The organism is Acidobacteriota bacterium (assembly GCA_038040445.1).
GTDB lineage: Bacteria > Acidobacteriota > Blastocatellia > UBA7656 > UBA7656 > Onstottus_A > Onstottus_A frigus.
In genome coordinates, this window is record JBBPIG010000005.1 from 114,997 (window position 1) to 140,077 (window position 25,081).

General features: G+C 56.0%; 25 protein-coding genes and 1 pseudogene. 11 read left to right on the top strand and 15 right to left on the bottom strand.

What is annotated here, in order from left to right; genetic code table 11:
• Position 1 precedes the first annotated feature (1 nt).
• A complete protein-coding gene (locus AABO57_07290; GenBank protein ID MEK6285528.1) occupies positions 2 to 589 on the bottom strand; it encodes a hypothetical protein in 588 nt (195 codons plus the stop codon).
• Positions 590 to 984: 395 nt separating this feature from the next.
• On the opposite strand from AABO57_07290, the gene AABO57_07295 reads away from it, so the two are divergent.
• Positions 985 to 1,911 (top strand): hypothetical protein, encoded by a 927-nt coding sequence (locus tag AABO57_07295; protein MEK6285529.1) that lies wholly within the window; start codon positions 985 to 987, stop codon positions 1,909 to 1,911.
• 247 nt (positions 1,912 to 2,158) lie between these two features.
• On the opposite strand, the gene AABO57_07300 is transcribed toward AABO57_07295, so the two are convergent.
• The 4 genes from AABO57_07300 to AABO57_07315 all read right to left on the bottom strand — a co-directional run bounded on the left by AABO57_07300 (position 2,159) and on the right by AABO57_07315 (position 6,571).
• On the bottom strand, positions 2,159 to 4,423 hold the full coding sequence (locus tag AABO57_07300) for a nitric-oxide reductase large subunit (GenBank protein ID MEK6285530.1): 2,265 nt from the start codon (positions 4,421 to 4,423) through the stop codon (positions 2,159 to 2,161).
• 228 nt (positions 4,424 to 4,651) lie between these two features.
• On the bottom strand, positions 4,652 to 5,122 hold the full coding sequence (locus tag AABO57_07305) for a hypothetical protein (protein MEK6285531.1): 471 nt from the start codon (positions 5,120 to 5,122) through the stop codon (positions 4,652 to 4,654).
• Positions 5,123 to 5,192: 70 nt separating this feature from the next.
• On the bottom strand, positions 5,193 to 5,939 hold the full coding sequence (locus tag AABO57_07310) for a hypothetical protein (GenBank protein ID MEK6285532.1): 747 nt from the start codon (positions 5,937 to 5,939) through the stop codon (positions 5,193 to 5,195).
• Positions 5,940 to 5,971: 32 nt separating this feature from the next.
• On the bottom strand, positions 5,972 to 6,571 hold the full coding sequence (locus AABO57_07315; protein MEK6285533.1) for a hypothetical protein: 600 nt from the start codon (positions 6,569 to 6,571) through the stop codon (positions 5,972 to 5,974).
• A gap of 651 nt (positions 6,572 to 7,222) precedes the next feature.
• On the opposite strand from AABO57_07315, the gene AABO57_07320 reads away from it, so the two are divergent.
• From AABO57_07320 to AABO57_07350, 7 genes are all read left to right on the top strand, one after another.
• A complete protein-coding gene (locus AABO57_07320) occupies positions 7,223 to 8,518 on the top strand; it encodes a metallophosphoesterase (GenBank protein MEK6285534.1) in 1,296 nt (431 codons plus the stop codon).
• Positions 8,519 to 8,529: 11 nt separating this feature from the next.
• The gene (locus tag AABO57_07325; GenBank protein ID MEK6285535.1) at positions 8,530 to 9,489 is read left to right on the top strand and encodes an HAD family hydrolase; all 960 of its coding nucleotides are present in this window, start codon (positions 8,530 to 8,532) and stop codon (positions 9,487 to 9,489) included.
• Positions 9,490 to 9,571: 82 nt separating this feature from the next.
• The gene (locus AABO57_07330; protein ID MEK6285536.1) at positions 9,572 to 9,736 is read left to right on the top strand and encodes a hypothetical protein; all 165 of its coding nucleotides are present in this window, start codon (positions 9,572 to 9,574) and stop codon (positions 9,734 to 9,736) included.
• Positions 9,733 to 10,263: an AAA family ATPase gene (locus AABO57_07335; protein ID MEK6285537.1), complete on the top strand. Its 531-nt coding sequence runs from the start codon at positions 9,733 to 9,735 to the stop codon at positions 10,261 to 10,263. Before AABO57_07330 ends, AABO57_07335 begins: the two co-directional genes overlap by 4 nt.
• A complete protein-coding gene (locus tag AABO57_07340; protein ID MEK6285538.1) occupies positions 10,250 to 10,471 on the top strand; it encodes a hypothetical protein in 222 nt (73 codons plus the stop codon). Before AABO57_07335 ends, AABO57_07340 begins: the two co-directional genes overlap by 14 nt.
• 23 nt (positions 10,472 to 10,494) lie before the next feature.
• Positions 10,495 to 10,956: a DUF1801 domain-containing protein gene (locus AABO57_07345; protein MEK6285539.1), complete on the top strand. Its 462-nt coding sequence runs from the start codon at positions 10,495 to 10,497 to the stop codon at positions 10,954 to 10,956.
• A 633-nt stretch (positions 10,957 to 11,589) separates the two neighbouring features.
• Positions 11,590 to 13,260: a thiol-disulfide isomerase gene (locus AABO57_07350; protein MEK6285540.1), complete on the top strand. Its 1,671-nt coding sequence runs from the start codon at positions 11,590 to 11,592 to the stop codon at positions 13,258 to 13,260.
• 198 nt (positions 13,261 to 13,458) lie between these two features.
• Here the strand turns inward: AABO57_07350 and AABO57_07355 are convergent, their stop codons facing one another.
• Positions 13,459 to 14,784, bottom strand: coding sequence for a thiol-disulfide isomerase (locus tag AABO57_07355; protein ID MEK6285541.1), 1,326 nt, complete (start codon positions 14,782 to 14,784; stop codon positions 13,459 to 13,461).
• A gap of 152 nt (positions 14,785 to 14,936) precedes the next feature.
• Positions 14,937 to 15,473 carry a DinB family protein gene (locus AABO57_07360; GenBank protein MEK6285542.1) on the bottom strand — a complete coding sequence of 179 codons (537 nt, stop codon included), beginning with the start codon at positions 15,471 to 15,473 and terminating at the stop codon, positions 14,937 to 14,939.
• A 212-nt stretch (positions 15,474 to 15,685) separates the two neighbouring features.
• Between AABO57_07360 and AABO57_07365 the strand changes: the two genes are divergently transcribed.
• Both AABO57_07365 and AABO57_07370 read left to right on the top strand, forming a co-directional pair.
• Positions 15,686 to 16,597, top strand: coding sequence for an SCO family protein (locus tag AABO57_07365; protein MEK6285543.1), 912 nt, complete (start codon positions 15,686 to 15,688; stop codon positions 16,595 to 16,597).
• Between the two features lie 25 nt (positions 16,598 to 16,622).
• On the top strand, positions 16,623 to 16,823 hold the full coding sequence (locus AABO57_07370) for a copper-binding protein (GenBank protein MEK6285544.1): 201 nt from the start codon (positions 16,623 to 16,625) through the stop codon (positions 16,821 to 16,823).
• 105 nt (positions 16,824 to 16,928) lie between these two features.
• Here the strand turns inward: AABO57_07370 and AABO57_07375 are convergent, their stop codons facing one another.
• The 4 genes and pseudogenes from AABO57_07375 to AABO57_07390 form a co-directional block, all read right to left on the bottom strand.
• Entirely contained in the window at positions 16,929 to 17,642 is a 714-nt protein-coding gene (locus AABO57_07375) for an SfiI family type II restriction endonuclease (GenBank protein MEK6285545.1), read from the bottom strand.
• A gap of 1 nt (position 17,643) precedes the next feature.
• Positions 17,644 to 18,699, bottom strand: coding sequence for a site-specific DNA-methyltransferase (locus AABO57_07380; protein ID MEK6285546.1), 1,056 nt, complete (start codon positions 18,697 to 18,699; stop codon positions 17,644 to 17,646).
• A gap of 60 nt (positions 18,700 to 18,759) precedes the next feature.
• Positions 18,760 to 18,986: pseudogene (locus AABO57_07385) on the bottom strand (IS1 family transposase).
• Between the two features lie 103 nt (positions 18,987 to 19,089).
• Positions 19,090 to 19,509 (bottom strand): response regulator, encoded by a 420-nt coding sequence (locus tag AABO57_07390; protein MEK6285547.1) that lies wholly within the window; start codon positions 19,507 to 19,509, stop codon positions 19,090 to 19,092.
• 401 nt (positions 19,510 to 19,910) lie between these two features.
• On the opposite strand from AABO57_07390, the gene AABO57_07395 reads away from it, so the two are divergent.
• Positions 19,911 to 20,354, top strand: coding sequence for a helix-turn-helix domain-containing protein (locus tag AABO57_07395; protein MEK6285548.1), 444 nt, complete (start codon positions 19,911 to 19,913; stop codon positions 20,352 to 20,354).
• An 18-nt stretch (positions 20,355 to 20,372) separates the two neighbouring features.
• Here AABO57_07395 and thrC read toward each other — a convergent pair whose 3' ends face one another.
• The 4 genes from thrC to AABO57_07415 form a co-directional block, all read right to left on the bottom strand.
• Entirely contained in the window at positions 20,373 to 21,716 is a 1,344-nt protein-coding gene (gene thrC / locus AABO57_07400) for a threonine synthase (protein ID MEK6285549.1), read from the bottom strand.
• 173 nt (positions 21,717 to 21,889) lie between these two features.
• The gene (locus tag AABO57_07405; GenBank protein ID MEK6285550.1) at positions 21,890 to 22,369 is read right to left on the bottom strand and encodes a PilZ domain-containing protein; all 480 of its coding nucleotides are present in this window, start codon (positions 22,367 to 22,369) and stop codon (positions 21,890 to 21,892) included.
• 173 nt (positions 22,370 to 22,542) lie between these two features.
• Complete coding sequence (locus AABO57_07410; GenBank protein MEK6285551.1) at positions 22,543 to 22,920, bottom strand: PPOX class F420-dependent oxidoreductase; 378 nt, start codon at positions 22,918 to 22,920, stop codon at positions 22,543 to 22,545.
• A complete protein-coding gene (locus AABO57_07415; GenBank protein ID MEK6285552.1) occupies positions 22,917 to 25,049 on the bottom strand; it encodes a S9 family peptidase in 2,133 nt (710 codons plus the stop codon). Before AABO57_07415 ends, AABO57_07410 begins: the two co-directional genes overlap by 4 nt.
• Between the last annotated feature and the right edge of the window lie 32 nt (positions 25,050 to 25,081).

The window sequence follows — 25,081 nt, forward strand, 5'->3', positions numbered from 1 at the left end:
ACTAATGAACGATTCCTCGAAATGTTTCATTCGCGATGGCTCCCGCAAGGCAGTTTTCAACACACTCTTGCAGGTCTGCTCTGATCCGGTGCGCTCGTATCCGCAACGCGTTGACCGCAATTCCCAGCTTTTCAGCCAGTTCTTTTCTGTGAACGATCTTCGCGTGTCTTTCTTCCTTGTAATACTCGAGTATCAATTCGCGATTCTCCGCCGTAAGCTGATTCATGCAAGAATCAAGACAGCCGTACTCCTGCTCTTTCTGTTCGGGCGAATCAGGAGCTGGAGGAGGAAGCGGATGCGGTACGCGGCTAACCTTTAACCATTCATGATGAACCTTGCGGACTACACCGTAAAAGTAGATCGCGGGATCTCCGATGTATGAGTCCGCGAGCCCCGGCATTTTCCCGATGACCCGGTTGATCGTCTCATCGGCTAACTCCTCACCCGCTGTGCATCCGCGGCAGACGAGGATCCTTATGAGCCGGCGACGAATCTCCTCGTATTTCATTCCGGCCGCCTCGCGATTTGGATCAAGCCAGGTGAGAAACTTCTCGAAGGCTTCCGGACTGATGTTCATCTCCTTTCGCATTCGAATCCTGCCGTGCTTTTCGTGGGTGGTGAAAGCGTGAATGCCACAGGGAGTTCGCTTCCTGCCCAAGCGCCCGGCCTTCATTGCCCTTCACAAGGAGTGGAAGAGGTCACTCATTTGACAACCTGATCGGCGCTCAATGTATCACGACGCAACAGTCACGACAAACTTGTTTTTGTTGCGGCGATGGCAGTGATTGCAAGGCTTCGATTGTTACGGCAGGTTGCCGGTCCGTGCTGATCTTAAGAGCTTGGTTGCTTGACCAATCATCAGTGCCTTCGCCGACCTTGTTCGGGAAGACGCCGCTGACGCCAGTCTGTGGAAGAAACCAGTCAGCACCCGCGTCTAATAGGCCAAAGAAGGTCACAGATTCGAAGAAGAAAAGAGGTAAGGCGATGAACAAGGCCCTGTTGACTGCGGTACTCCTGATCCTGTTATTCACTCTAGTCATAGCGCCCGCATTCGGGCATCCCGGTTCCGGCATCGCCGTCGATCGCCAGGGTAACGTCTATTTCGTAGACACCGGGCGCGGCGTCTGGAAAGTCGATAAGCGTGGCCAGCTCACGCTACAAGGAGGTTCGGCCTTCCACTGGATGGCAATCGACTTTAACGGCCGGCTGGCAAAGACGCGGTGGCCGGGGCATAGCGAACCTTCTGCTGAGATCGAACGTGTTGGTGTCAACCCAACCTTGATTCTCTCAAGCGATTTCCCAGTGACCGTGGGGCGGGACGGCGCCCTGTACTACCCCGAGCTTGGGAGCGATCAACGAGTGCAGGTAATGCGGCTGACGCCAGCCGGGGATCGCAGCGTGCTCGCCACACTTCCAGCGGTGTCGGATGGCAGCGCGCTCCGGTGGCTCAACGGCATTGCTGCCGGCCCGGACGGCTCGATTTACTATAGCGAGAATACCGCGGTCAGGCGCATCAGCCCGCAGGGCGCAGTCTCCACGATAGCCAGCAAGATTGCCGTGCCGGACTGCGCACAGATCCCGGGCGCGACCCCAAACCTTGGTGTGTTCTTGCGCGGCCTCGACGTCGCGCGGGATGGCACGATTTACGTCGCCGCCAGCGGTTGCGGAGCGCTGCTCCGCATAACGACTCGCGGAAAGGTTACCCCTGTTCTTCGAACGACGAGCCCCTGGTCACCTACGGGAGTGGCTGTTACGCCAAGTTATGTATACGTCCTCGAGTATCTGCACACTGCGTCGGACGACAGGCGGGAATGGACACCCCGGGTCAGGAGATTGTCGCCAGACGGCACCGTGGTGGTGTTGGCGACCGTCGAGCGACCTCGTTCCACAGGACCATCGAGAATGAAATAACTCGCGAAGCGGGTGGCGGCCTAGAGCCACGGGTGAGTCCTCGAACCCGTGGATTCACGCGAACGCATGACCAACCCGCGAAGCGGGTGGCGGCCTAAAGCCACGGGTGAGTCCGCGAACCCGTGAATTCACACGAAGGCATGACTAACCCGCAAAGCGGGTGGCGGCCCATCCCGTTAAAGCTAAGACGACATGGGCTGTGAGATGCAATCCCGTTGGGATTGCCCTTAACAAAAACATTCATCCATTACGCCGCGACTGCAACCTTCGCAGGCGACTTGCCTGAAGAGTCCTCTCTCGGCTTGAGCGAATACCCCAGCTTCAGCCCGAAGATGAACAGCACAAACACGATTGCCCCGATCGCGAACAACGTGTCGCCCGGCACTCGAAGCCACCGAAGCGTCGCCATCAGCGGCGTTCCCATAAACTCCGGGCTCCTCGCATACCAATAGCTCTGGTTTACCGAGGCCCACGTTTGCAACAACCCGACCGGCAGCAGGCTCAACAGGATCATCAGCGCCAGCCCGATGTTCATCGACCAGAAAGAAAACTTCAGCAGCCCTTCCTTCCATTCGCGGTCGGCCATCAAAGCCCGCATGCACATCAGCGTCAAGCCCAGCCCCAGCATCCCGTACACGCCGAACAGCGCCCCGTGCGCGTGCACCGGCGTCGTGTTGAGTCCCTGCATATAGTAGAGCGCGATCGGCGGGTTGATCATGAACCCGAACAACCCCGCGCCGACCAGATTCCAAAACGCGACCGCGATGAAGAAATAGACCGGCCACTTGTACTTCGCCACCCACGGCGCAGAGCGCGAAAGCCGCAGGTCCTTCATCGCTTGATATCCGATCAACACCAGCGGGACAACCTCGAGCGCGCTGAAAGTCGCGCCCCACGCAATCGCCGCTGTGGGCGTGCCTGAAAAGTAGAGGTGATGATTCGTGCCGATGATCCCGCCCGCAAGGTAGATCGTCGCGGCGATCAACGAAGCCTCAGCGGCGAGCTTCGCGCGGATCAATTTCAATCTCGCAAACAGAAACGCGATCACCGTCGTGGCAAAGACCTCGAAGAAGCCTTCGACCCAGAGATGCACAACCCACCATCGCCAATATTCAACCACGCTTATGTGGGTGTTCCTGCCGTACATCAGCCCCGCGCCATAGAACAGCGCTATCGCGCCAGCCGAAAGGGTGAAGACCAGCACGAGTTGCCTGTGCTCTCCTTTTTCTTTAAGCGCGGGCGCGATCACGCGGAGCATCAGAAACAACCACAACAGGAGACCGATGAAGAGTCCCGCTTGCCATACTCGACCAAGATCGATGTACTCCCAGCCCTGATGACCCCAGTAAAAAGAGTTCGCTTCACTCAGACGATTGTGTACGCTCAGGTATTCGCCGGCCAGCGAACCTGCCACGATAATGAGCAGCGCTACGAACAGCAGATTCACCCCGAGGCGCTGCCCCTTCGGTTCCTTCCCACTGACGAGCGGGCCGATGAACAGCCCCGCCGCCAGCCACGACGTGGCGATCCAGAACAGACCGATTTGAAGATGCCACGTTCGCGTGATGCTGTACGGAAGCCATCGCGAGAGCGGGATTCCGTACAACCCGTCTCCTTCGACGCCGTAGTGAGCCGTCACCGCTCCCGTGAGTATCTGGATTAGAAACAGTGCGGCCACGACCACAAAGAACTTGAGGGTTGCCTTCTGCGAGGGAGTGGCTTTCCATCCAAGAATCGGGTCGGTGGCGGGCGCCGCTTCCATCGGCTCAGTCGGTGGCTGCGCGGCGTAATACCAGACGAAAGCGCCGATGCTCGCGAGCAGCATCATGATGCTCACGCCGGTCCAGACTACTGCATCGCCGGTCGCGACGTTTCCGACGAGCGGCTCGTGAGGCCAATTGCTGGTGTAGCTGATGGTGTCGTTGGGCCGATTGGCCGCCGCGGCCCAAGCGGTCCAGAAAAAGAACGAGCTGAGCTCGCGCAGCTTCTTCGAGTCGGTCTGCGCTCCTTGTGGAATCGCGTAGCCGGTATTCCCATTGCTGAAGATGTCCGCGTAGTACGTTTGATTAGCCTCGAAGGCCTTTGCCCGCGCCGGGTCTATCGTAAGGGTATTCGTCGAAGCGTCAAACTTGTTCGTCCGAATCAACTGCTTCAACCGTTCGCGCAGCGCGGCTTGTTGTTCGGGCATCGCCGAGTCGTAGGGTGTGCCCAGTTGCGACGTTGACCATTCGTTGAGCATGAACTCGCACTCGCGGTGAAGCCAGTCGGCGGTCCAGTCCGGTGCGACGTAGCTGCCGTGTCCCCAGATGGAGCCGACCTCCATGCCGCCCATGGCTTGCCACACGCTTTGACCTTCTGAGATTTCTCCACTGCCAATTATTTGTTGGCCATCGGGAGTCACGACGCGGTCGGGGATTGGAGGCTTTTCGGTATAGATGCGAGTTCCTACCCATCCCAGCACAACAAACCCGAAGATCGTCACTAGAATCAGTCCGGTCCATAGGCGTTTCATATGCGCGGTTTCCTTCTCCTTTTGTGAAGTCCCGAACGGTGTCGGAGTCGTTGCTGATGCTCCAGCGCCGTTGCGTTATGCAAGGCTTCAACCAATTCAGGATGGCTATCCTACACCAAACTTCGTTCTGATTCACTTACAAAAGAAAGGGGAGTTGGACCGGGCTGCTTGACAGAGAACGGGACACATGCCTGGTGGTGTCCTATTAGAATGTTGTTGCTAGAAACCCTACGTCTTTTTGGGTCCAAACCATCCGGGAGTAAAGTGAAGCTCGATTTTGCAGACGGGGCAAAGGTAGAACCTGCCAGACTTCACAGACTCTTGCCTTTGAATGATAGATGGCCGTTTGTCTTTGTAGCATTTGGCACAAAGCCAATGCGTTGGCTCGCCTATGTCGGCGCCTGGCTTTACGGTATAAACAAGAACACTCAAAGCAATTTCCTTCAGTTCGTAACGCGCAGACTCGGTCTCCCAATGATCAAACTCAGCAATCTTTTGTTCAAGCTCTTTTTTCTCTTGCAGCAGCGAGTCCTTCTCCGTCAGTACCACAGACATCTTCTCTTGCAAGGCCAGAATGGTGATGTTCAGGTTGACGGTCTCTTGAAGGACCTGTGCCGATGTTTTGATGTCGCTTGTGAGCTTTGCGATCTCAGCGAGAGCTTTGATTGAAGCTATTGCAGCGGTGATCTCAGCGTACATTCTTGCTCCTTTGGTGTTCGATTTCTGAAGGGTTATCGTGATGACAAACGAACTTGAACAGCTATCGCCGTTAGAACTCCGGTTTGAAATTAGCAAGCGTATTAGCAACTTGCGCTGTGATCTCCTTGAGCGTGTCTATGACGTGTCGGCCATCTTCAAAGGCTAAGAACAGGGTCAAACTTGCCTCCATATTCATGCATTGCTCAGTGACCCCCGTTTCGTTGTCGGTTTCCCATCCTTCAAGCTGAACAGTAACCTCGCCAACCTTGGGCTCTGCTGGACTGTCCGTAGTCATAAGGCGGCGAGCCGAGAATCTCATTTTGGATTGGCTGACAACGAGGTGCCTGTGCTTGTCCGGATTAGACAGCCCGGCAAGCCACTGAGTCCATGTGACTCCGTTGCAAGGTTGCAGCTTCTCGATCATTGCTATATGCGTGGGGTTGATGAATTTGAGGTAGGTCTTACGCCGTCGCTTGAAACCCTCTGGGGTGCCCTCAATCGGGAACTGAGTGCCGTCTTGTGCCGTCTTGGTATTCAGGATGGCGAGTTCGTAAACAAGGTAATCAAGGCTAGTCCGCAGGTTTTGAACGGTCTCGCCGATGAGGACCGGCAAAATGAGTGGTATCGGCTCTCGAATTGGCTTAAGGTGCGCTGTCGGCCAGACCTGGTTTGCTTGGACCTGTCTCACTTCGAAAGAAGCAGAGTCGGCCATTCCTCTAGCTTCTCTATTGAGGTAGATGTTATTGACGGTCTCCAGTTCCACAAGGTGTTCTTGTGCCCTGTCGAGCCGGACATAAGCGCCATCAAGAGGGTGCATGAAATCACTCTAGCGAATCAGGGTCTAAGGAGCTAGGCAGCGAGCAGTTCGGTAAGACTCCAAACGTGATCGGTTATACCAGACTCCATAGCGGGAGTCACACGCAAGGTAGAATGAACACGGCAGAAGTTATAATAAGCGAAGTAGAGCGCGTATGCGGCCTTGAGGTTTTCCCACTTGCGGCTGAATCCGTTGGTCAATCGCGTCATCCTTCGCATTGCCATTCGCACGTTCAAGTTTTGCCTCTCGATGTGGCTTGTGCAGATTCGATCCAGTGCGGGGTTTCCGATTTGAATTTGTCTTATAGTCTCCACGACCTCTGCCGGGGAGTATCGTTGTTCGCGTTCGCGCTGTGCTGCGTAGACCTTGATGAGTTGAGCAAAGTCAACGCGAGTGCCCAAGCTGTACGAGACGGCATACATATAAGCCTTGAAGCCGTCCGTTGTCAGTTGGAAATGGCCTTGTGTTGCTTCGTTCAGCTTCTCGGTAAACTCCATCGTATCCTCGGCGGATCGACGGCCAAGATGCCACGCCAGCACGAGCTTAGTTTCGCGCTCGATCGCGATGAAGCAATAGGCGTCGCCGACGTAGGGGTTATCGCTACCCTTGATCTTCTTCGTTTTTTCCTTCATGGCGACGAATCCCCAGACCTCATCAGCCTGAACATCCCTAACGGCGATGTTCTTGACTCGGTTTTCAAGCAGCCGGCTTGTACCAGCTCCCAGACAGAGACCGCAAGCTGGAAGACAGCTGATTCAAGCGTCAGCTGTCCCCCACGTCCATAATGACAATTTGCCCCGGACGTGCGAGCAGCCGGTCAATGATACCTTGAGGATTCCGTCACTTATCCTTTGGTAGGTCTAGACAACCGAGAGTAGAATCACCTAGACAACCTAGAGAGGGGCGTTGGAACGATGTCACAACCCAGCAGCAATTCAGCACCAGCGGATATCCGCTACTTATTCCGGTTCCGGGACCTCATAGCAAACACCTTACATGAACATCAGGAGATCATAGACAAATACCACGCATGTTGGTGGGGATGGTGGAAGCGCCCCACAGAGGGACAACGCCCCGACGTTTGGGAGCCACTCGAAGGTGAAACGCTGGCCGGTCGCGCTGTCGCGGTAGGCTTGTTTGACTCCGGCGATGGCAATGTATATCAGGCTTGGGTTACTCAGGTAATCAAACCGCAACAGGATGCAGGCCTCCCTCCACTGCCCGAGGGTGAGGAGATACTTGTACCGGAGTACTATCGCAAGAGCCCTTTCAGCAGGGCCTGGATGAAGATCTCCAAAATCGATCCGAAGCCGATTTCATTCTTCGGCATGTATTCCCTTGCCCGGCTTCCCCCTCTGCCTTACTACGCTGAATCTGTCCTGAACAGGCTCCGAGACAAAGTCATCATGAGCCCCGACGAACTTCGTGGTATGGACACGACGATCTGGGAAGTCCGTCTGCGGGCGCAGGGCGATCATGACGAAGAAATACTGCTAAGTACACGGTCTCTCTCAAAACCGGTCTCCTTCGATTCTGTAGACGCTCAGAGTAACACAATACTTCACATCACGGATCCGCACTTCGCGATAGGTAAGCACCGTTCCCAACATGTATGGCGCCTTGAGAGCGAGCCTGCAAGCGGCAAGGCGAGTCTGGCCGAGGCGATCAAAGACGCACTAAATCAATCGAAGGTCGGCTTAGTGATCGTCACCGGTGATCTGACCTTCACGGGTGAGGCCGGAGAATTCGACGAAGCGAGGAAATCTCTCAGGCTCTTGCTGGGCCTGCTGGACCTCGATCTCGACCGTCTGGTTGTTGTCCCAGGTAATCATGACATCCGCTGGACCACGGAAGAATCTTATGAAGAGAATGCTCGCGTACGAGAGGCTCCAGACGATGCCAGAAGGAACTACGAGAAGTTCTATTTCGACCTTTACCGGCATAAGTCGAACCTGACGCTCTCGGTGGGCCGCCGCTTTCAGTTGCCGTGCGGTGTCGCACTGGAAGTTTGCGCTTTGAACTCAAGCTCTCTTGAGCAGGGCGCGAACTTCCTAGCCGGCATGGGGCGCATAGAGGAGAGCGCGTTCAGAAAAGTCGCAAACGAACTTGGTTGGAGCCAACCCAGCATGTCGCTTCGATTGTTAGCCCTTCACCACCATTTGGTATTAACTGAGAACATCGAGCCGGCATCCGGCTACTCCCACGGCTTCGGAATTGCCGTCGATGCGCCGCAGATACTGCGAACGGCCGCCAGGTATGGGGTCCAGCTTGCGCTCCACGGCCACAAACACCGCGCCTTCATCTGGCGATCGGGAGTTTACGAACTGCCCGAACACACGCAGACCGAATGGCGACTCGGGAATGTTTCAATTGTGGGGGGCGGTAGTGCCGGTTCGAGCGATACCGAGGCGGGGAAAAACTTTTTCAATCTTCTCGAAGTTAACAACAACGGGGTCGAAGTAAAAATGTATAGGGCCGAAGCAGGAGGTGCTTTCGGGCAAATGTCGCGGTGGACGGCAGCTTTTGAGTTGAAGGGGTCTCCCCCGAGCCTTACACTTCAGGACTGGATCATGCCTTAGAGGAACAGTACATGAAACGCTGTCGCATTCACCTTTTGGTCACTGACTTAGATAATACTTTGTACGATTGGGTGTCATCCTTTGTCCCTGCCTTTTACAGTATGGTGGACGTTGCGGCCCGGATTCTGCGCGTGGACCGGGAGGAGTTACTAGATGATCTCAAGGCCGTTCATCAGCGGTATCACAACTCAGAGCAACCTTTTGCACTACTCGAAACTGCCACTGTCGAGCGCCGCTATCCTCATACTTCTCGTCTCGGGCGAAAACGTCATCTCGACGCGGCATTTGATGCGTTCAATAGCATCCGTCGACAGAACCTCCGCTTGTATCCGGGAGTCCGGGAGACTCTCCGGGTGATACGTGACAGCGGGTGCAGCATAGTGGGCTACACCGAGGCTGTTCTTGAGAACAGTCTATACAGACTGAGTCTGCTTGGTATCCTGGAAGAGATTCAACTACTTTATGTGCCGAAGAGTCGCGCAGCCGAAGGTCACCCCGACCCGGCCCGTCAACGAATTCTCGAGCAGTATCGTGAGAGGGTGCGCCTACTACCTGATGGTCATCGAAAGCCTGATCCTCAAGTCCTGAAACGAATCTGCGAGGAGCACCGTGTACCGGTGGAGGAAGCCCTATACGTTGGCGACAGCATGACCAGAGATGTTGCCATGGCCAAGGCCGCTGGCGTACACGCTGCTTGGGCCCGATATGGATCTGCACTCAATCCGAACGATTGGAACAAACTAGTCCGAGTTACCCATTGGACCGCTGAAGACGTCGCCCGTGAGATGCGACTCAAAGAAGAGTATCGCGATGTTCGACCTGATGTAGAAATCGACTCGTTCGCTGAATTGCTGGCGCCCGATGAGCGAAGGGCGAAGCAGTTGTTTGACTTTGGTTCGAAGGACGAGTCCCTTATAACCACCCGCGAACCCCTCTTGCGCGGAACGCTTCCTAGTTCACATCTCCAGTAGAACGCCTCGCGTTCCAGCCGGGCCTGTCCGGGCGATCGCCAGCATCGACGGCTCATTTTTCATGATTCACGAAGGCTAAGCGATGACCAAATCTCCACCTCCAAGCGAAGAGTTGATACGGTCGCTCTCACAGTTCGATCTGAAGGTCGCCGAGCTGGCGTTTGAGTTGCGAAAGACCCTGCTTAAGACAAAGGAACACCGGGCGAGTGTTGAGACACGTCTGATGATTCGAGACATTGACGGATGACCGGCGGCCAGAAAATCGTGATCATTGCCGGGCCGAATGGCGCCGGCAAAACGACGTTTGCACGACAGTTCTTGCCTGCGGAGGCTGACTGTCCGATCTTCGTTAACGCTGACCTGATCGCAGCGGCTCTTGCGCCGCTCTCTCCAGAAACTGCGGCAATTCGAGCCGGACGGTTGATGTTGGAAGAGATCGACAACCATGTACGTCGAGCCGAAAGCTTTGCCTTTGAAACTACGTTGAGCGGGCTGATGTACGATCGCTTGATTTCGAAGTGGCGACAGCTAGGGTATCGAGTGAAGTTGATATACCTGAGTTTGCCCAACCCTGAAATGGCAGTCGCACGGGTCGCGTACCGGGTTGCGCAAGGGGGGCATTTCATTCCCGAGGCAGTAATTCGACGCCGTTTTGATGCTGGCTGGAACAACTTCAATTCAAAATATAAGCTTCTCGTCAACGCATGGTCGCTGTATGATAATTCCCAACCGCATCCGGTTCTAATCGAGGAGGGCGTGAATGATGAAGACTAGTATTCTGGCCGAGACTGATCCAGACTTAGCACAAGCCGGAGCGGCCCTCGAACGCGCGGCTCGCGACGCAAGGCTTCTGGCAGATCAGACAAACACGCCGTTCCTCGTGTTCATCGACGGAAAGATCGTAGACCTTCGCACGCTCGAGCAAGAGTCGCACATTGAATCTACGTCAAGCGAGCCGAGTGAGCCCCGCCGCTCACGTTGAATCACGCGCCAGCGACAAAAGAGATGACTAGACCTCCGCCACCACCAAGCGAAGAGTTGATCCGGTTTCTCTCGCAGTTCGATCTGAAGGTCGGCAAGCTCGCGCTCGGGCTGCGTGAGATGGTGCTTCAAGAAGCGCCCGCGGCGGTCGAGAAACTTGTTCGCGTGTACGCACTCGTGTTTTGGTATTCGCTCACGGGCAAAATGTCGGACGCGTTTGTTCAGGTCGTGGTGTATACCAAAGGCGTGAATCTCATGTTCAATCGCGGCGCCGAGCTTGAAGACCCGAAAGGAGTGCTCGTTGGAGAGGGCAAGATCATCCGGCACATCAAGGTCCGGCAACCCGAAGATTTGAAGAACCCTCATCTGCGGAAGTTCATTCGAGCAGCGCTTAAGCATGCGAAGTCGATCGCCAAGGAGAAGGAGCTCGCAGCCCGGCCTACGAAGCCGATTGCGCAAGCTTCGGCGAAGAGGCGTCCGAAGTAGGATCACGGACTCTCCGGGTATTTTGAATGATCTAGTTTGGATCTGACGGGAACTGTGTTAGGGTAAACGTCATGAGCACAACAACACTAATTATCGTTATCGTCGTGCTGCTTCTCCTCTTTGGCGGCGGTTACGGCTACAGTCGCCGGCGATAAGGACGGCTGCGCGAGCGCCACAACCGTCTTTCGGATTGCAGACGCGTTGCTACGGGACCATCTCTCGTGCATCCTGCCAGTAGTTCGCCCACTTCAAGACTTCGTCTTTTCGAACCCACTGAAGGCCCTCGCCAGCGTAGAAGTAGCGAATGCGGCTCTATTGCCTAATATCGACGCTCAACGGACGGAACGTAGCAGGCGGGCTCTCACCCTGAAAAGCCGATCCAGCGGCCGCGCTCTCGAAGAAGTAGAAGCCCTGCGAGTATGAGTTCTGGGGCGCGCATCGTACCCCCTTCACGTTTTTGCACCCATTCAAGTCACCGGTGCGTATCTCGTGTGTGCCCACTTTCGGAACATTGCTCTATACAAGGGCGTAACCCCTTATTCGAGCAGAGAAGACGAAGAGTCTGCTACGATAATAAAGTTTACGTCACTCACATTCCGGTTAAAACCGGGTTTTTCATTCAGGGGAGAAATTATGAACAAGATTCGTGTTTTTGCTATCGCGCTGATCTCGCTTATCGCGTTAGCTCTCTACACGCTACCTGCCATACAGGCTAGCGGCCCCGGCCCATCAGCTAAGAACGTCACATTCAACAAGGAAGTCGCGCCCATCTTCTACAAGAGCTGCGCTGAATGTCATCGACCCGGCGAAGCTGCGCCGTTCTCGGTCCTCAGTTACAAGGACGTGCGTCCCTGGGCGAAGTCGATCAAAGAGAAGGTCGTCAATCGCCAGATGCCGCCCTGGCACGCCGATCCGCATTTTGGCAAGTGGGCCAATGATCCTCGCCTGACGCAGGCTCAAATCGACACCATCACTGCCTGGGTAGATGGCGGCGCCAAAGAGGGCGATGCGAAAGACCTGCCGGCCGCCCCGCAATTCATCGAAGGTTGGGGTATCGGGAAACCGGATGTGATTATCCAAATGCCCGAAGAGTATACCGTCGAAGCCAGCGGCCCCGACGAGTACCAATACTTCGATGCGCCGACCAATTTTAAAGAGGACAAGTACGTCCAGATGGCCGAGGCGCGGCCCGGCAATCGGAAGGTCGTGCATCACGTCATTGCTTTCGTCGTTCCGCCCGGCCAACCGAGCCTCAACATGGTCCCAAAGGAGCAGCGCTCCGCGGCGCTCGAAGGGTCACTAAAGAACACCCCGTTCTATCGCGACGGTCTCTTGATTCGCATGAAAAAGGATCAGCCGGTCTACAACGATGGAAGCGAAGTCCCGGCCAATCTCAAAGGCTTCAACAACGTTGACGATTTTCTCACCGCCTATGCGCCGGGCAGCGACTACGGCGAATGGCAACCTGGAACCGCGAAGAAGATTCCCGCGGGCGCGACCATTCGCTTCCAGATTCACTATTCCAAGATTGCCGGCAGCGTTCAGACCGATCGATCAATGGTCGGTATGATCTTCGCGAAACAACCGCCAGAGAGACTGATGAAGACGCGCGCAGTATCGAACGTATTCTTTGAGATCCCAGCGAATGCCGACCATCACAAGGTGACCGCGTCCTGGAAGCCGAGTCTCGACGTCACTCTCTACTCGCTGATGCCGCATATGCACTATCGCGGAGCGGCGATGGAGTACAAGGTGTTCTATCCGGATGGGAAATCGGAAGTGCTGTTGAACGTCCCTGCTTATAGCTTCAACTGGCAGATGGCCTATCGTCCGCAAGCGCCGATACGTATTCCCGCCGGCAGCAGGATTCAGGTCACCGGGTACTTCGACAACTCGACGAAGAACAAGTTCAATCCCGATCCGGCCAAAGCCGTGCGTCAGGGCGAGCCCACCTACGACGAGATGATGATGGGCTTTATGGATTACACCGCCGAGAAGCCGCAGACGTTGGCGAAGGTCGATCCGCAAGTCTTCGACACGTACGTAGGTAAGTACGACCTCGGCACCGACCGCCAGTACGTAGTGACCAGAGAGGGCAATCGCTACTTCGGCAAGGCCCCAAACAATCCGAAGCGCGAACTCTTCCCTTCGTCGGCGACGAGGTTCTTCATCCCCGAGGTCGAAGCCCAGATCACTTTCGTCAAGGATGAGAAAGGCGAAGTGGTCGAATTGGTCTACGAACAAAACGAAGGCGTGAGGCGCTCCAAGCGAGTCAGAGAAGCCACGGCGGGTAGCCGGCAATAAGCCAACTACTGACCAACCAGTGAGAGGAGGTGGGTTGCATCATCCACCTCCTCTTTTACACCGCCGTTTCCTGAACGATCCACCCACTAAAGCCTCATTGTCGGACATCGCAAGTCGTGAGTAGCACGACCACGCTGCCGCGTGGGAGGGTCGTGGCCCCCGAACCCGCTATCCGCCTTGAGACTTTGCGGGTAGTCCTCACTTCCGATCGTTGCGACTGCCCTCGTTGGTCGCCCCACGGTGCTGGTCGTCGACCGAATAGGTGATCCCCGAGTACTGCATCTCTTGCCAAGTCTGCGGGCCCCATCGCACGGCCACCTTCGGGTCGGGATTCCATTTGTTTGCGGTCGAGTTATCGTAATGTGCCGAAGCCTCGAGCCGTGATCCCTTCGGCACCGCCAGCGGTTTCGTGAACACGTAATACGTCTGCCAGTTGAAATCGTACTTTGGAACCGACAGCACGACTTCGGAGCGACCGTCGGGGTACACCAGCCGATACTCCCAGCTTTTGCCGCGCAGATGAGTGTGCGGGAACAACGCCCAGATGTGTGAGTCCTCGCTGAACTGAATCGCCGAATCGACCGCTTGATTGTCAGCGCCGGGCGGAATGACGAACAGCGGGTTGACGAACGCGCTGTTCCGGATTTCCTGCTGCGGCGGCTGCCTGGCGAAGATCATCCCAACGCTGGTTCGGTCCCTGGTAGCCGTGCCGTTTGCAGTGTAGTGGATCTGGAACGCGAGCACCGCTCCGGCCCTGATCCGCATAGCCGTGCCGGGCTTAAAGGTCATCGCGTTAGTGCCGGGCGCAGTCGTGGCGATCAGCGGGCCGGGCAGCCCGCGCTCCTGCGGCGAGGCGCTGCCGTGCCCCTGCCCGAAGCCTCCGAGGTTGGGCACGATTTGCACGAAGGCTGGAGGCGAGCGCCGCGCGCCGGGCTCGCGACAGAAGACCAACACGTGATGCACCACGCTGCGTGCGCCGGGCCTTACCTCGATCGCCTGCACCCATTTGTCTTCGGTGAAGTTGGCCGGCGCCTCGAAGAACTGATAGCCGATCGTCCCCGACTCCGGCACTTCAAACTCTTTCGGAATACTGATGACCGCGTCGGGTGTGCCGATCTCCCAGCCGTCGGCGAACTTCGGAGCGGGCGGCAGATCTTTTGGATCACCTTTCGGCGCGCCGCCGTCCGCCCATCTGATCAGCGTGTCTTTATCCTTGTCGCTCAACCGCCGATCGTTTGAGAAGATGCCGTGCGCCTGCGTTGCGTGCCACGGAGGCATGCTGCCGACGGCCACTTTTTCGCGAATCGACTTCGCCCAGGGCCGGGCGTTTTCGTAGGTGAGCAGCGACATCGGCGCAATGTCGCGGGGCCGGTGACAGCTCGCGCAGTTCTTGAACAGAATGGGAGCGACATCCTTTGAGAAAGTCGGCGTGGCAGCCGGACTTGTTCGAGCCGTGGGAATAGTGGTCAGACCGAGAACGGTGAGGGCCAATACGATTGCATAACTCAGTCGAGTCTTAATCATGAGTTGAGCTTCCTTCTTTCAGTCTCGAGATCAGCTTCGCGCCGCGCGCTGCGGGTGACTATATCACACGAGCCTGGTGGACGCGGGCTCAATTGGCAGCGAACCTGAAAGGCGCGTCGCCAATGAGCCGCCGTGCTTGTTTGGCTCTGCGATCAACTCTTTTTGCCGGCCAATGCTTCAGAGACCCAACCGTAGTGTTGACGCCCGTGGTCACCGTTGATCGCCATGACACCGCCAACCGTGGTATCGCCCCACGGCGCGCCCGGTATCTTTTCTGCTAGCTGTTCGTCGGTGAGACTGGCAAGAATGGCTAGGGTCTCGGAACGAACCGTTTGACCAAGGGCGACAATTTCGCCCAAGGTGATACTCTTATGCTCATTCACCCATACCTCGTTCATAGCGTGAACAAGAGTCATGATTTCTTCTTGCGAGCGGCGCGTTCCGTCCTGCGCGGTTGCTACGCCTATGGGGTTGGGATGACCTTCGATGTGCCGCTTGATGATCTTGTTGAAGGCCACTTCGATTCCAATCAAATGTGCCAGATGGTCTTTGGCGCTCCACGAGGCTTCGGGGTTGTGTCTGCTGGTTGTGATTGCGCGACTGAGGTCCTCCTCTGACATGGCTGTAAAGGTTTCCAGCAACCACGCCCTGTCTCGATTGAGTTTTATCTCGATTTCCGTACGGTTCATTTTCTTCCTCCCTGAATTTCCGGGTTTCAATCCGCGACATCTCGCTCGCTAAGCACGCGGCCCGACTTCATCTGTTCGGCGAATTGGAAACCCCGCACCAAAGTTCGATTCCTCGCTCTTGTAAACCCTGATCGCTTGACCTGTCAACTTGATCGCACGCGGGCACGGGCTCGGGTTGTCCTTCCAGTCTCGATGACGGAGAATGCGTTGCGATGCGACTCAACTGCGAAAACGCCAGGCAACCGGCCAACAGCCCCCGTGTCATGAGAACTGCGAGCGGTCTTCTCCTGACAGCTCTGATAGCCGCCGGATTGGTTTCATGCAGTCATCGTCGGGCCGAGAACGAGGAGCGATTTGAGCTCAAGGGCAAAGTGGTAAACGTCGATAAGCGTGGCGCCGTAGTGAATATCGCTCACGAATCGATACCCGGTTACATGGAAGGGATGACCATGCCGTTCAAGCTGAAGGACTCGTCGCTGCTCGATGTGATGACCACAGGAGACCGCGTGCAGGCGACGCTGGTGGTCGGAGGCGCGCGCTCCTGGCTTGAAGATGTCGTGGTCGTTCACGAATCGGTGGACGCAACCGCGACCTCGTCGAGTTCGCTTGAACCGAAGCCGGGTGACGAAGTCCCGGACTTCACGCTCGTGAACCAGAACGGGAAGCGCGTCAACTTTCATCAGTATCGCGGACGCATCGTGTTGCTGACTTTCATCTACACGCGCTGCCCGCTTCCCGACTACTGCCCGCTGATGACCGAGAACTTCTCTGAGATTGAGAAGGCGCTCAAGTCCGACTCCGAGCTATACGCGAAGACTCATCTTTTGAGCGTCAGCGTCGATCCGGAATACGACACGCCGAAGGTGCTACGCGAGTACGCGGCCGCGCACCAGGCGGACACGGGTCACTGGGAGTTTGCGGGCGGAACAAAGGATGAAGTCAAAGAAATCGCTACCTACTTCGGCATGCAGTACTGGCGCGAAGGCGATCAGGTCGTTCACTCATTGCGTACGGCGATAGTCGGAGCTGACGGAAAGCTGCTGACGCTCTATCGAGGCAGCGAGTGGAAACCGTCGGAAATCGGAACCGAGCTACGCAACCTCGCGAATCGGTCAGCGCGCTGATGCGAATCTTCACCGTGGAGTGGGCTTGGTTGAATCGTTCGATCAGGACGGCGCAAGAATACAAATCGATCACCAGGACATAAAGGACTTGATGCCCGCGATGAACATGCCTTACGCCGTTAAAGACCGGTCGCTGTTGGATTCCATAGCGCCCGGCGATAAGATCGATTTCTGGCTCGAGTCAACGTCCTCGGGTCTGGTGGTTGTGAGACTCCAAAAACGGTAGCCGGCGCGTCGGAGGCTGAACCCCGGGCCGCGTCTGCACTCGCTTCGCCGGTCGCCGTCGCCATCGTAGCTCTGACAATTGGGGTAGTGATGTAAATCTGTGTTGCTAATCATCCCAGACGAACGGGTCCGGTGCCATAGGAATGGCCTGCACTCGCCACTTTGCCTTAGCTTTCAGGCGTGCGAATGTCAGCCTAACCCTGAACGCTTCACCCAGGGTAGGCGCATTGCGGCCTGTTAGCCAGATCGTTTCCTGTGCGGTCGGATTATACCGGTCTTGGAGTAGGCCATTCGGAAGTGCGGCAATAACTATGTCAACCAATCTGCCGCGATCTACGGCAAGCTGCTGATAATGGTATTTTACGAAGATTGTTGTAGTAAGGTAGCTGGCCGTATCGGTCTGCTTAATCGATGGGACAGTTCCAGGTATGTCTACAGCTTCCCCGGCCCTTATATGGCGAATCCTCAGCGAGGTTTGTGCGGTTTGTAGTGTCGCTGTTCCTCGGCCAGCGGTTCTTTCAGCCTTTGAATCAACAAGGAGCGCTTGCTTCACAGCGTAATCAGGATGAAATACATAACGGGCTCGCTTGTAGTCTATTTTCCCGAAGAGTCGCTCGCCGATCTTTGAGACTCCCATTCTATCTAACGCTTCACGCGTTGTATCTTCCCCGATGTCTGAAAAGTCAGCTTCTCTCAGGAAAATCTCAGCGGCCTGCTCGCGAAAGTCGTAGACGGCCTGCGTAACCAGTCGCATCGAAGCTTTCTCTATCTCTTCGATCTTGTCGAGGTCAGCAGCAAGAATGTCTAGCGGAATAAACATGTCATGGCTTTAGCAAGCTCAGTTGTGCTGGCTGGGCGTTCTTTATTTGGCGATTCGCAAGGGTGACAGACTTCTGCTCAATGTCTATTCCGATGAATAATCGGTCTTCTTTCAATGCTGCTACGGCAGTAGTTCCGCTTCCCATGAAGCAATCAAGCACTATGTCCCCAGGATCAGTCAAGAGCTTGATAACACGTCGCGGCAATTCCAATGGAAACTTGGCTTCGTGATCGTTGTTTGCTCTCACAGATGGAAAAGTCCATATCCCACGCGAGCCCCATTCTTTCCACTCTTGCGGAGTCAGCCTGGACCTATCAAACTTCGTGACTCCCGGCTTCCAGAAGAAGTACAGATACTCAAACTCATCGACGGACCTATATGATAGGCTTGCCCAACGGCTATTCTCCCAGGCAGCATCCTTTGCCCAGATTCGACGGTCATAGGGATAGAAGCCAGCTCTAAGCGCCCATTCTTCTACTAGTCCGCCAACGATCTTGACGCGTGTTTGAGTTTCACTTTTACCGCCGCGAATGTTGTTGCCATTCAGCCGCCGGTCTATGGTCTGTTCACTACACCCAAGAAGTTTTGCCAACTGATCGCGGTTCAGTTTTGGATTCTCAGCCATCGCTTCTAGCACGTCTTCTCTTGTGATCTTCGATTTCTTCCGACTGACCGCTTCGGCCTGCACCTTGGGCATAGCTGGGTCCTTGAAGCATAAAATGTCTGCGATATTAACAACGAGGAATCCGCCAGGGACGATTGCCGGATAGTGGGCGGCAATCACCGACTCTAGTAGAGCCTGCCAGTCGTTGAAGTGTTTCAGATATGCCTCGTATTGCTTGCCAACAAAATACGGCGGGGACCATACGCTCAAGGCAACGCTGTCGGGCTCTATTAGCGGCAGTAGTTGTCTGGCGTCTCCGTGGTGAACTTGGTTGAGTTGAAGATGCGGCCCTTTCGCAGCTAATGCACGGGAAGATGTCCCAAGTCTTTCTTGAAGCGGCTTGGGCATTCTGTCGTAGTTAACAACCATAGTCTGTTTGTTGTCGGCGGCCATCTTATAACCTCATCTTGTTGTGGCAGTCAATAGCAAGGAACGCTCGGTGTTGCGGTTTTGTTATGCTGTGAGCAGTTCCGCGAGGCTCCAAACATGATCAGTCAAACCGGACTCCATAGCGGGTGTCACTCTTATGGTCTGATGGATCGGCAGAAGTTGTACCAAGCGAAATAGAGCGCGAGAGCGGCTTTTAGGTTCTCCCACTTCATTGAAAACCCGTTGGTGAGTCGCGTTAGTCGCCGCATCTGCATTCGCATTGTTAGGTTTTGACGCTCGACGTAAGAAGTGCAAATTCGTTTACTTCACTACGACAATTGGGCGTAAGAAGAACCGGGAAATCGTTGAGGGCTTATGTCTCCGCCATCAGCCGGCTTCAGTTCTCATATACACTTACGCTGGGTACGGGCGGATCACGAAGAGGTTCATGTCAGCCAAAGTGTCAATCCCCACGAGCCAAGGCGTGCTTTCCCACCGCGAAATCAGAGCGCTCGGATTAACTGGCTTTAGCAGGACCTCGTCGGCGCCTGCGGCCAGGGCGTCCTCCGCGACCTCATCCCTTCCGGTTACCATAACAACGGCAGTCATCCTTCGGTGCTCCAGCGACCTGATCAGTCCGACAAGCTCTACTCCGTTTGTCCCAGGCACGCGGTAGCTAAGCAGAATGACGGCGTAAGGCTTGTTTCCGGCCAATCGGGCTATCGCCGAGTCTCGATCAAGACACGTATCAACATTCCAGCCGCGTTTCTCAAAGATCTCGGCGAATAGGTTTGCAAGTGTTTCGGAGCGATCTATCACCAGCATTGATTTCATAAGGCGAATGGACTACCCGCGAAAAAAAAAGAGGGACGCAACGCGGATCGGACTTCCTGGGTGTCAGTCCTCACCGCGAAGCGTGCCCTCTTAGCCGCTAAAGGAGAAACGAATCGCACTTGTACCAGCCAATGTCCTACGCGCCCTGCCATGCCTGTTACCACTGTTGTTGGGCGGTACAACGAGAATTAGCGGTTGTACGTTTTCGCCCGAACCATTGAGCAGCCGCAGGCCGTGTGGTACAAATGCCGCTGACAAGGCTAATCAGGGTGGTGTTTATTCTCCAATGCACCCTGACTATTTTTGGCAAGCGCCATATTAAGCCTCTTGCTTGGAGATGTCAATGAATATTTTCAGTTATTACGTGGGAATATTCACCGTCGATACTTGGAGAGTGGAATATGCCCGGGGCCAGACAGGATTTGAGTGAATACGTCAGGCGAGTTATGAAGCTGAAGGGCCTGACCCAAAAAGACGTCCAGCGTATGTCGGGCGGAAGAATAACGGATGGCTACGTCGCCAGCATCACGATCGGCAGGGCGAGCAATCTGTCAGTAGAGAAGCTTCAAGCTCTGGCTGACGGGCTCGGCGTGTACGTGGATGATCTCTTTCATGTGGCGTGCGGCGCTCCCGAAAAAGCCGGCGGCAAGCGTAACGTTGGGCGCGCCCCTGACCCTATGATGATCCTGGAAACCGTGCAAAAAGCCGTCGCGAGTCCCGACGTGACCGAGATTCTACACGAAGTGGTGCGCCTGTCTACCGAGGAAAGAGCCGATTTGCTCAGGTATATAAAGAGGCTTGGCTCGATTAAGGCGAAGTCGCAGCGTAAGACTAAACGCACCTAGCTGCCCTGATTTCGGGACTCAGAGGCCTGGCTCCTCGCACACAAGCTTGATCTTTTGCTTGTCAGCAGCCACCCGCACCGGGCGATTCGCAAAGTTGCCATTGATCTCCCGGCGCAGGCCGTCCTCGTCGAGCTCAAGCTTGCCGGTGTGATATCCGATCGTATAGCTCGGATCTTTCAGGAGATTGCCGGTCAGCACCGCGATCACGTCATCTGAAGAATCGATCACGCCTGAGCCCGCCAGTCGCTTGATCCCCGCCAGCGTCGTAGCGGAAGCCGGCTCACACCCTATTCCGTCGCGGCCGATGACGGCTTTAGAGTCTGCGATCTCCTGCTCGGTGACTCGCTCGACCACGCCGTTGGTCCATTCCAGCGCCCGCAGAGCTTTCCTCCAGGAGATCGGATTGCCGATGCGAATCGCGGTTGCGAGCGTCGTCGGGTGCGCGAACGAACGCAGAGCAGACTTGTCGCTTGAAGCGAACAGCTCATAGAACGGTGCGGCCCCTTCCGCTTGAATGACCGCCAGCCGCGGCATTCGATCGATGAATCCGAGACCCTTCATCTCGTGAAGCGCTTTGCCGAAAGCCGACGTGTTGCCGAGGTTGCCTCCGGGTAGGACGATCCAGTCGGGAGTTTGCCATCCGCATTGCTCCATCATTTCGATGATGATGGCCTTCTGTCCTTCGAGTCGAAAGGGATTGATCGAGTTTAGGAGATAAAGATCGGTCTCGTCAGCCAGCTCGCGCACGAGGCGCATCGCATCGTCGAAATTGCCTTCGATCTCGACGACCCTGGCTCCGTACTCGAGCGACTGCGAGAGCTTTCCATAAGCAACCTCGCCGGCGGGTATGAAGACAAAAGCGCGCATTCCGGCTCGCGCCGCATAAGCCGCCATCGATGCCGAGGTGTTGCCGGTCGATGCGCATGCAACCGCTTGCGCGCCAAGCGCCACAGCCTGCGTGACGCCAGTAGTCATCCCGTTGTCTTTGAATGAGCCGGTCGGATTCAGACCCTGATGCTTGAACCGAAGCCGCTCGAGGCCAGCGTACGCGGCTGACCGTGGCGCTTGATAAATGGGAGTGTTGCCCTCGGCGAGCGTAACAACGCGCGATAGATCGTTAACGAAAGGCAGCAGCTCGCGAAATCGCCAGACACCGCTCCGTTCGAGATCAGTGTCGACCGTTCGGCGCTCTTTGAAGATCGCCTTCATTTCGTCCGGAGTGCCAGGCAGTTCGAAGTCGTAGCAGACATCGAGCAATCCGTGGCAACGTACGCAGGTGTGTGTGCGCGCGTCTATCGGATGGCGCTCGTCGCAGTTGGCTTCGATACACCGAAGATGCGCGCTTGGCCGGTTCGTGGTCATTTGAGGTAGGGTAGTTGACTGGGTGTATCAAATCAATGACGGCGACTACGAGTCAGGTTATGAACAAGCCCTGTCCGTGCTTTTCTTGCCGCCTTCAGTGCGGACGTGCAGGTTTGAGGAACGAGGGGCGGCCACCCAAATGACGCCGTACAGTATGAGAGACGTTTGCCCGATTACTGTTTTGCAGCGTGATGTTGCCAGAGCTTGTCCCATCCCTCGCTCTGCTCGACCAGCTTCAACCCGATGCTTCGTTCACCCCCATCGCGCCACACCGACTCGACTATCGCCGTCGCCTCGAAGTCATAGGATGGAATGGACACCTTGAGCAGAGCGCCGGGCTCAAGCTCGCGAGGGGTGTGCAGTCTTAGTCCCGAGGGGCTGATCTCCTCTATGCTCATCTCGTCGGCGAAGGCGTCCAGGTGCGTCGTGTTACCCTCGACGCGAGCCTTCAACGATACTTTCACCCGCGGTTCGGCGCGGCGATCCTCATCACTGCGCTCCTCAGAATCGTTTGCCTCAGCCAACAGGTCGTCGTAACACGGGCCGCACACTTGCCGATAACCAAGGTGAGCGACAGCTTCAAGCTCCGGGAGATGAGCGATGTTAACAATCTGACTTGTGCGTTCGTTGCATCGGTCGCAGATGCCCGACATACCAAAAACTCCTTCAGTCTAAAGAGAGACAATACGCAGGCCTGATGTTCCTTTCCAAATCATTGAATCCGACCGTTCAGTATGGCGGCAGTATATGCAGATTTGCTTTTTGACTCAACAGAATTCTTCGGTCTTCCAAGGGGGCTGGGCCAACGGCATCAAGGCTACGGCGGCTAGTCGAGTTTGATCGCGATTACCACGCGTTCTCGCTTCATCAGCTTGCTGAAGACATTCCCAATCTTCTTCAGCAAGCCGTACTTCTCGTCAAGCAACCGGTGACCTTTCTCGGCTTCGGCGCCGTCAAGGATTCGCGCCCGGGCTTCGATCCACTCGCCCTTGAGTTTCCCTCGTGCGTCGCAAGGCACGACACGCACCCGAGGGTTGTTGCGTATACGCTTGACCTTGCCGGCGTCCGCAAGCGAGTAGATGTACAACTCGCCGCCGTCTTCGGCGAACCACACCGGCGTCGCGACAGCGTTGCCGTTCTTGCGATAGCTTTCGAGGTTTAGATATTTCTGCCCTGTGAATTGGCTTAGCTTGTCGCTGGTCATTTATTCCTGGTCGCCTCAGCGGGTTCGGAAACCAGGCGCTTGCCGCTAGGGCGATCGAACACCTGGTTTCGCAGAAATTGATCTGTAGTCCAGGGCGGTCCGCCGCCGCCAAGGTGCTTGTGAAACCATTCGAGATGAGCCGTGTAATACAACGCCATTTCGTACCAACTCGGCCAGTGACCCGCGTTCGAATAGATAATCAGCTTGGACGGCACATTCATCTTTTGAAGCGCGGTGAAAAACTGAAGCGACTGCGTGTACGGGATGCGATAGTCGCGCTCGCCGCTGATGACAAGCGCGGGCGTCTTGAAGTTCTTCGCCGAGTTGGAAGGCGACCACTTCTCGTAAAGCGTGGAGTTCCACGGTTGACCTTTCAGGTCCCATTCGGGAAACCACAGCTCTTCAGTCCCACTGTAGAACGAGCGCGTATCGTACAGCCCCATCATCGAAGCGATAGCCTTGAACCGGTCGGTGTGACCCTCGAACCACATCATCATGTATCCGCCGTAAGACCACCCCATTGCGCCCATTCGGTTGCGATCGACGTAGGGCAACTTCTCCATCGCGTCCGTCACCTTCATCAGGTCTTCGTAGACCTTGCCCGCCCAGTCGCCTGAAATAGCCGCGGTGAATTCCTGTCCGTACCCCGTCGAGCCGTGCGGATTCGCGAACGCGACGACGTAGCCCGCTCCCGGGTAAACCTGCCAATCGCCGCGGAACGCATCGGACCACTGCGACTGCGGGCCGCCGTGTACGTTGAGAACCAACGGATACTTCTTGCTCGGATCAAAGCCGTGAGGCTTGACGATGAATACGTGAATCTTCGCTCCGCCTGCGCCGTCTACCCACATGGTTTCCGCCGGGCGAATATCTACTTCACTCGCCACGGCGTCGTTGATATGAGTGAGCCGCGCCGGAGCCGTCGCCTTTCCGCTGCTGACGTCGGCGCTGAAGATTTCAACCGGCTCGCCGACCGAGCTGCGCGCGTATAGCAACCGCTTTCCCGCGAGTTCCCAGCCAAGAATCGTCTTGTCAACCAGGACCTGCGAGATCGCCTTCGACGACAGGTCGAGACGATGCACCGGACTCTGACCTTCAACCGGCGCGGCGAAGTAAATCGACTTCGAATCATCCGACCACTCGAATTCATCAACCCAGTTGCGGAATGATTCGGTCAGCACAGTCGATGCGCGAGTCGCGCGATCGTAGATAGCCAGCCGGAACAAATCAGACTCGTAGGCGGGCTGCTTCTGCATGCGATAAGCGATGTACTTGCCGTCGGGTGAATACTTTGGGCTGCCGTCGTAGGCGGGATTCGCCGCCGTGATATTGCGAGGCTGAGTCTGCGCGTCCACCAGCGACAGCAGCCAGAGGTCGTTGTTGGTCGAAGAAGCCGGCTGCTTGTCGTGGTTCGAAACAAAGACCAGCTCTTTTCCATCAGGCGCGAAGTCATATTGCAGCGGTCCGCCCAGTTGAAACGGCGGCGAATCAAAATCGCCCGGCGTGACGTCCTTCGCTTCGCCGGTTGCCGCGTTAGCAAGGAAGATGTGCGTTCGAGTTCCGTCTTTCCACTCGGTCCAGTGTCGATACAGAAGCGCTTCCGCGGTGTGCGCCTTGAGCGGTCCCTGCGACCAGGTGTCGGCGATCTTCTTGTTGCAAGCGTCGTCGCCCCCGCATTCCGGATACACGTCCGAAGAGAATGCGATCCACCTGCTATCGGGAGACCAGAGCGGATCGGAGACTCCGGTCGAGATGTTGGTGAGCTTTTTCGCTTCGCCTCCGGTGGTCGGCATAAGGTAAAGCTGAGCACTCCCATCTTTTGTGCTGATGTACAGGATCGATTTGCCGTCGGGTGAAAACACCGGCGAGCTCTCTCCTTTCTCACCGCTCGAGAGCTGGCGGGTGTTCCTGCCGTCGATATCCATCATCCAGATGTGGCTGACGCGTTTAGCGCGCGGAAGGTCAGAAGTCGTCAAGGCGTAGATCACCGAGCGCCCATCGGGAGACACGTGAACGTCGGAGATTGATCTAACCCGGTAGAGATCTTCGATGGCGAACGCGCGCTTCTGTGCTTGCGCGGTGAATGGAATCAGAAGAAAGGTGATGAGTACTAGAAAGTGCTTTCTCATTGCGAACCTCCGATTGTAGATCGACGCGGTCG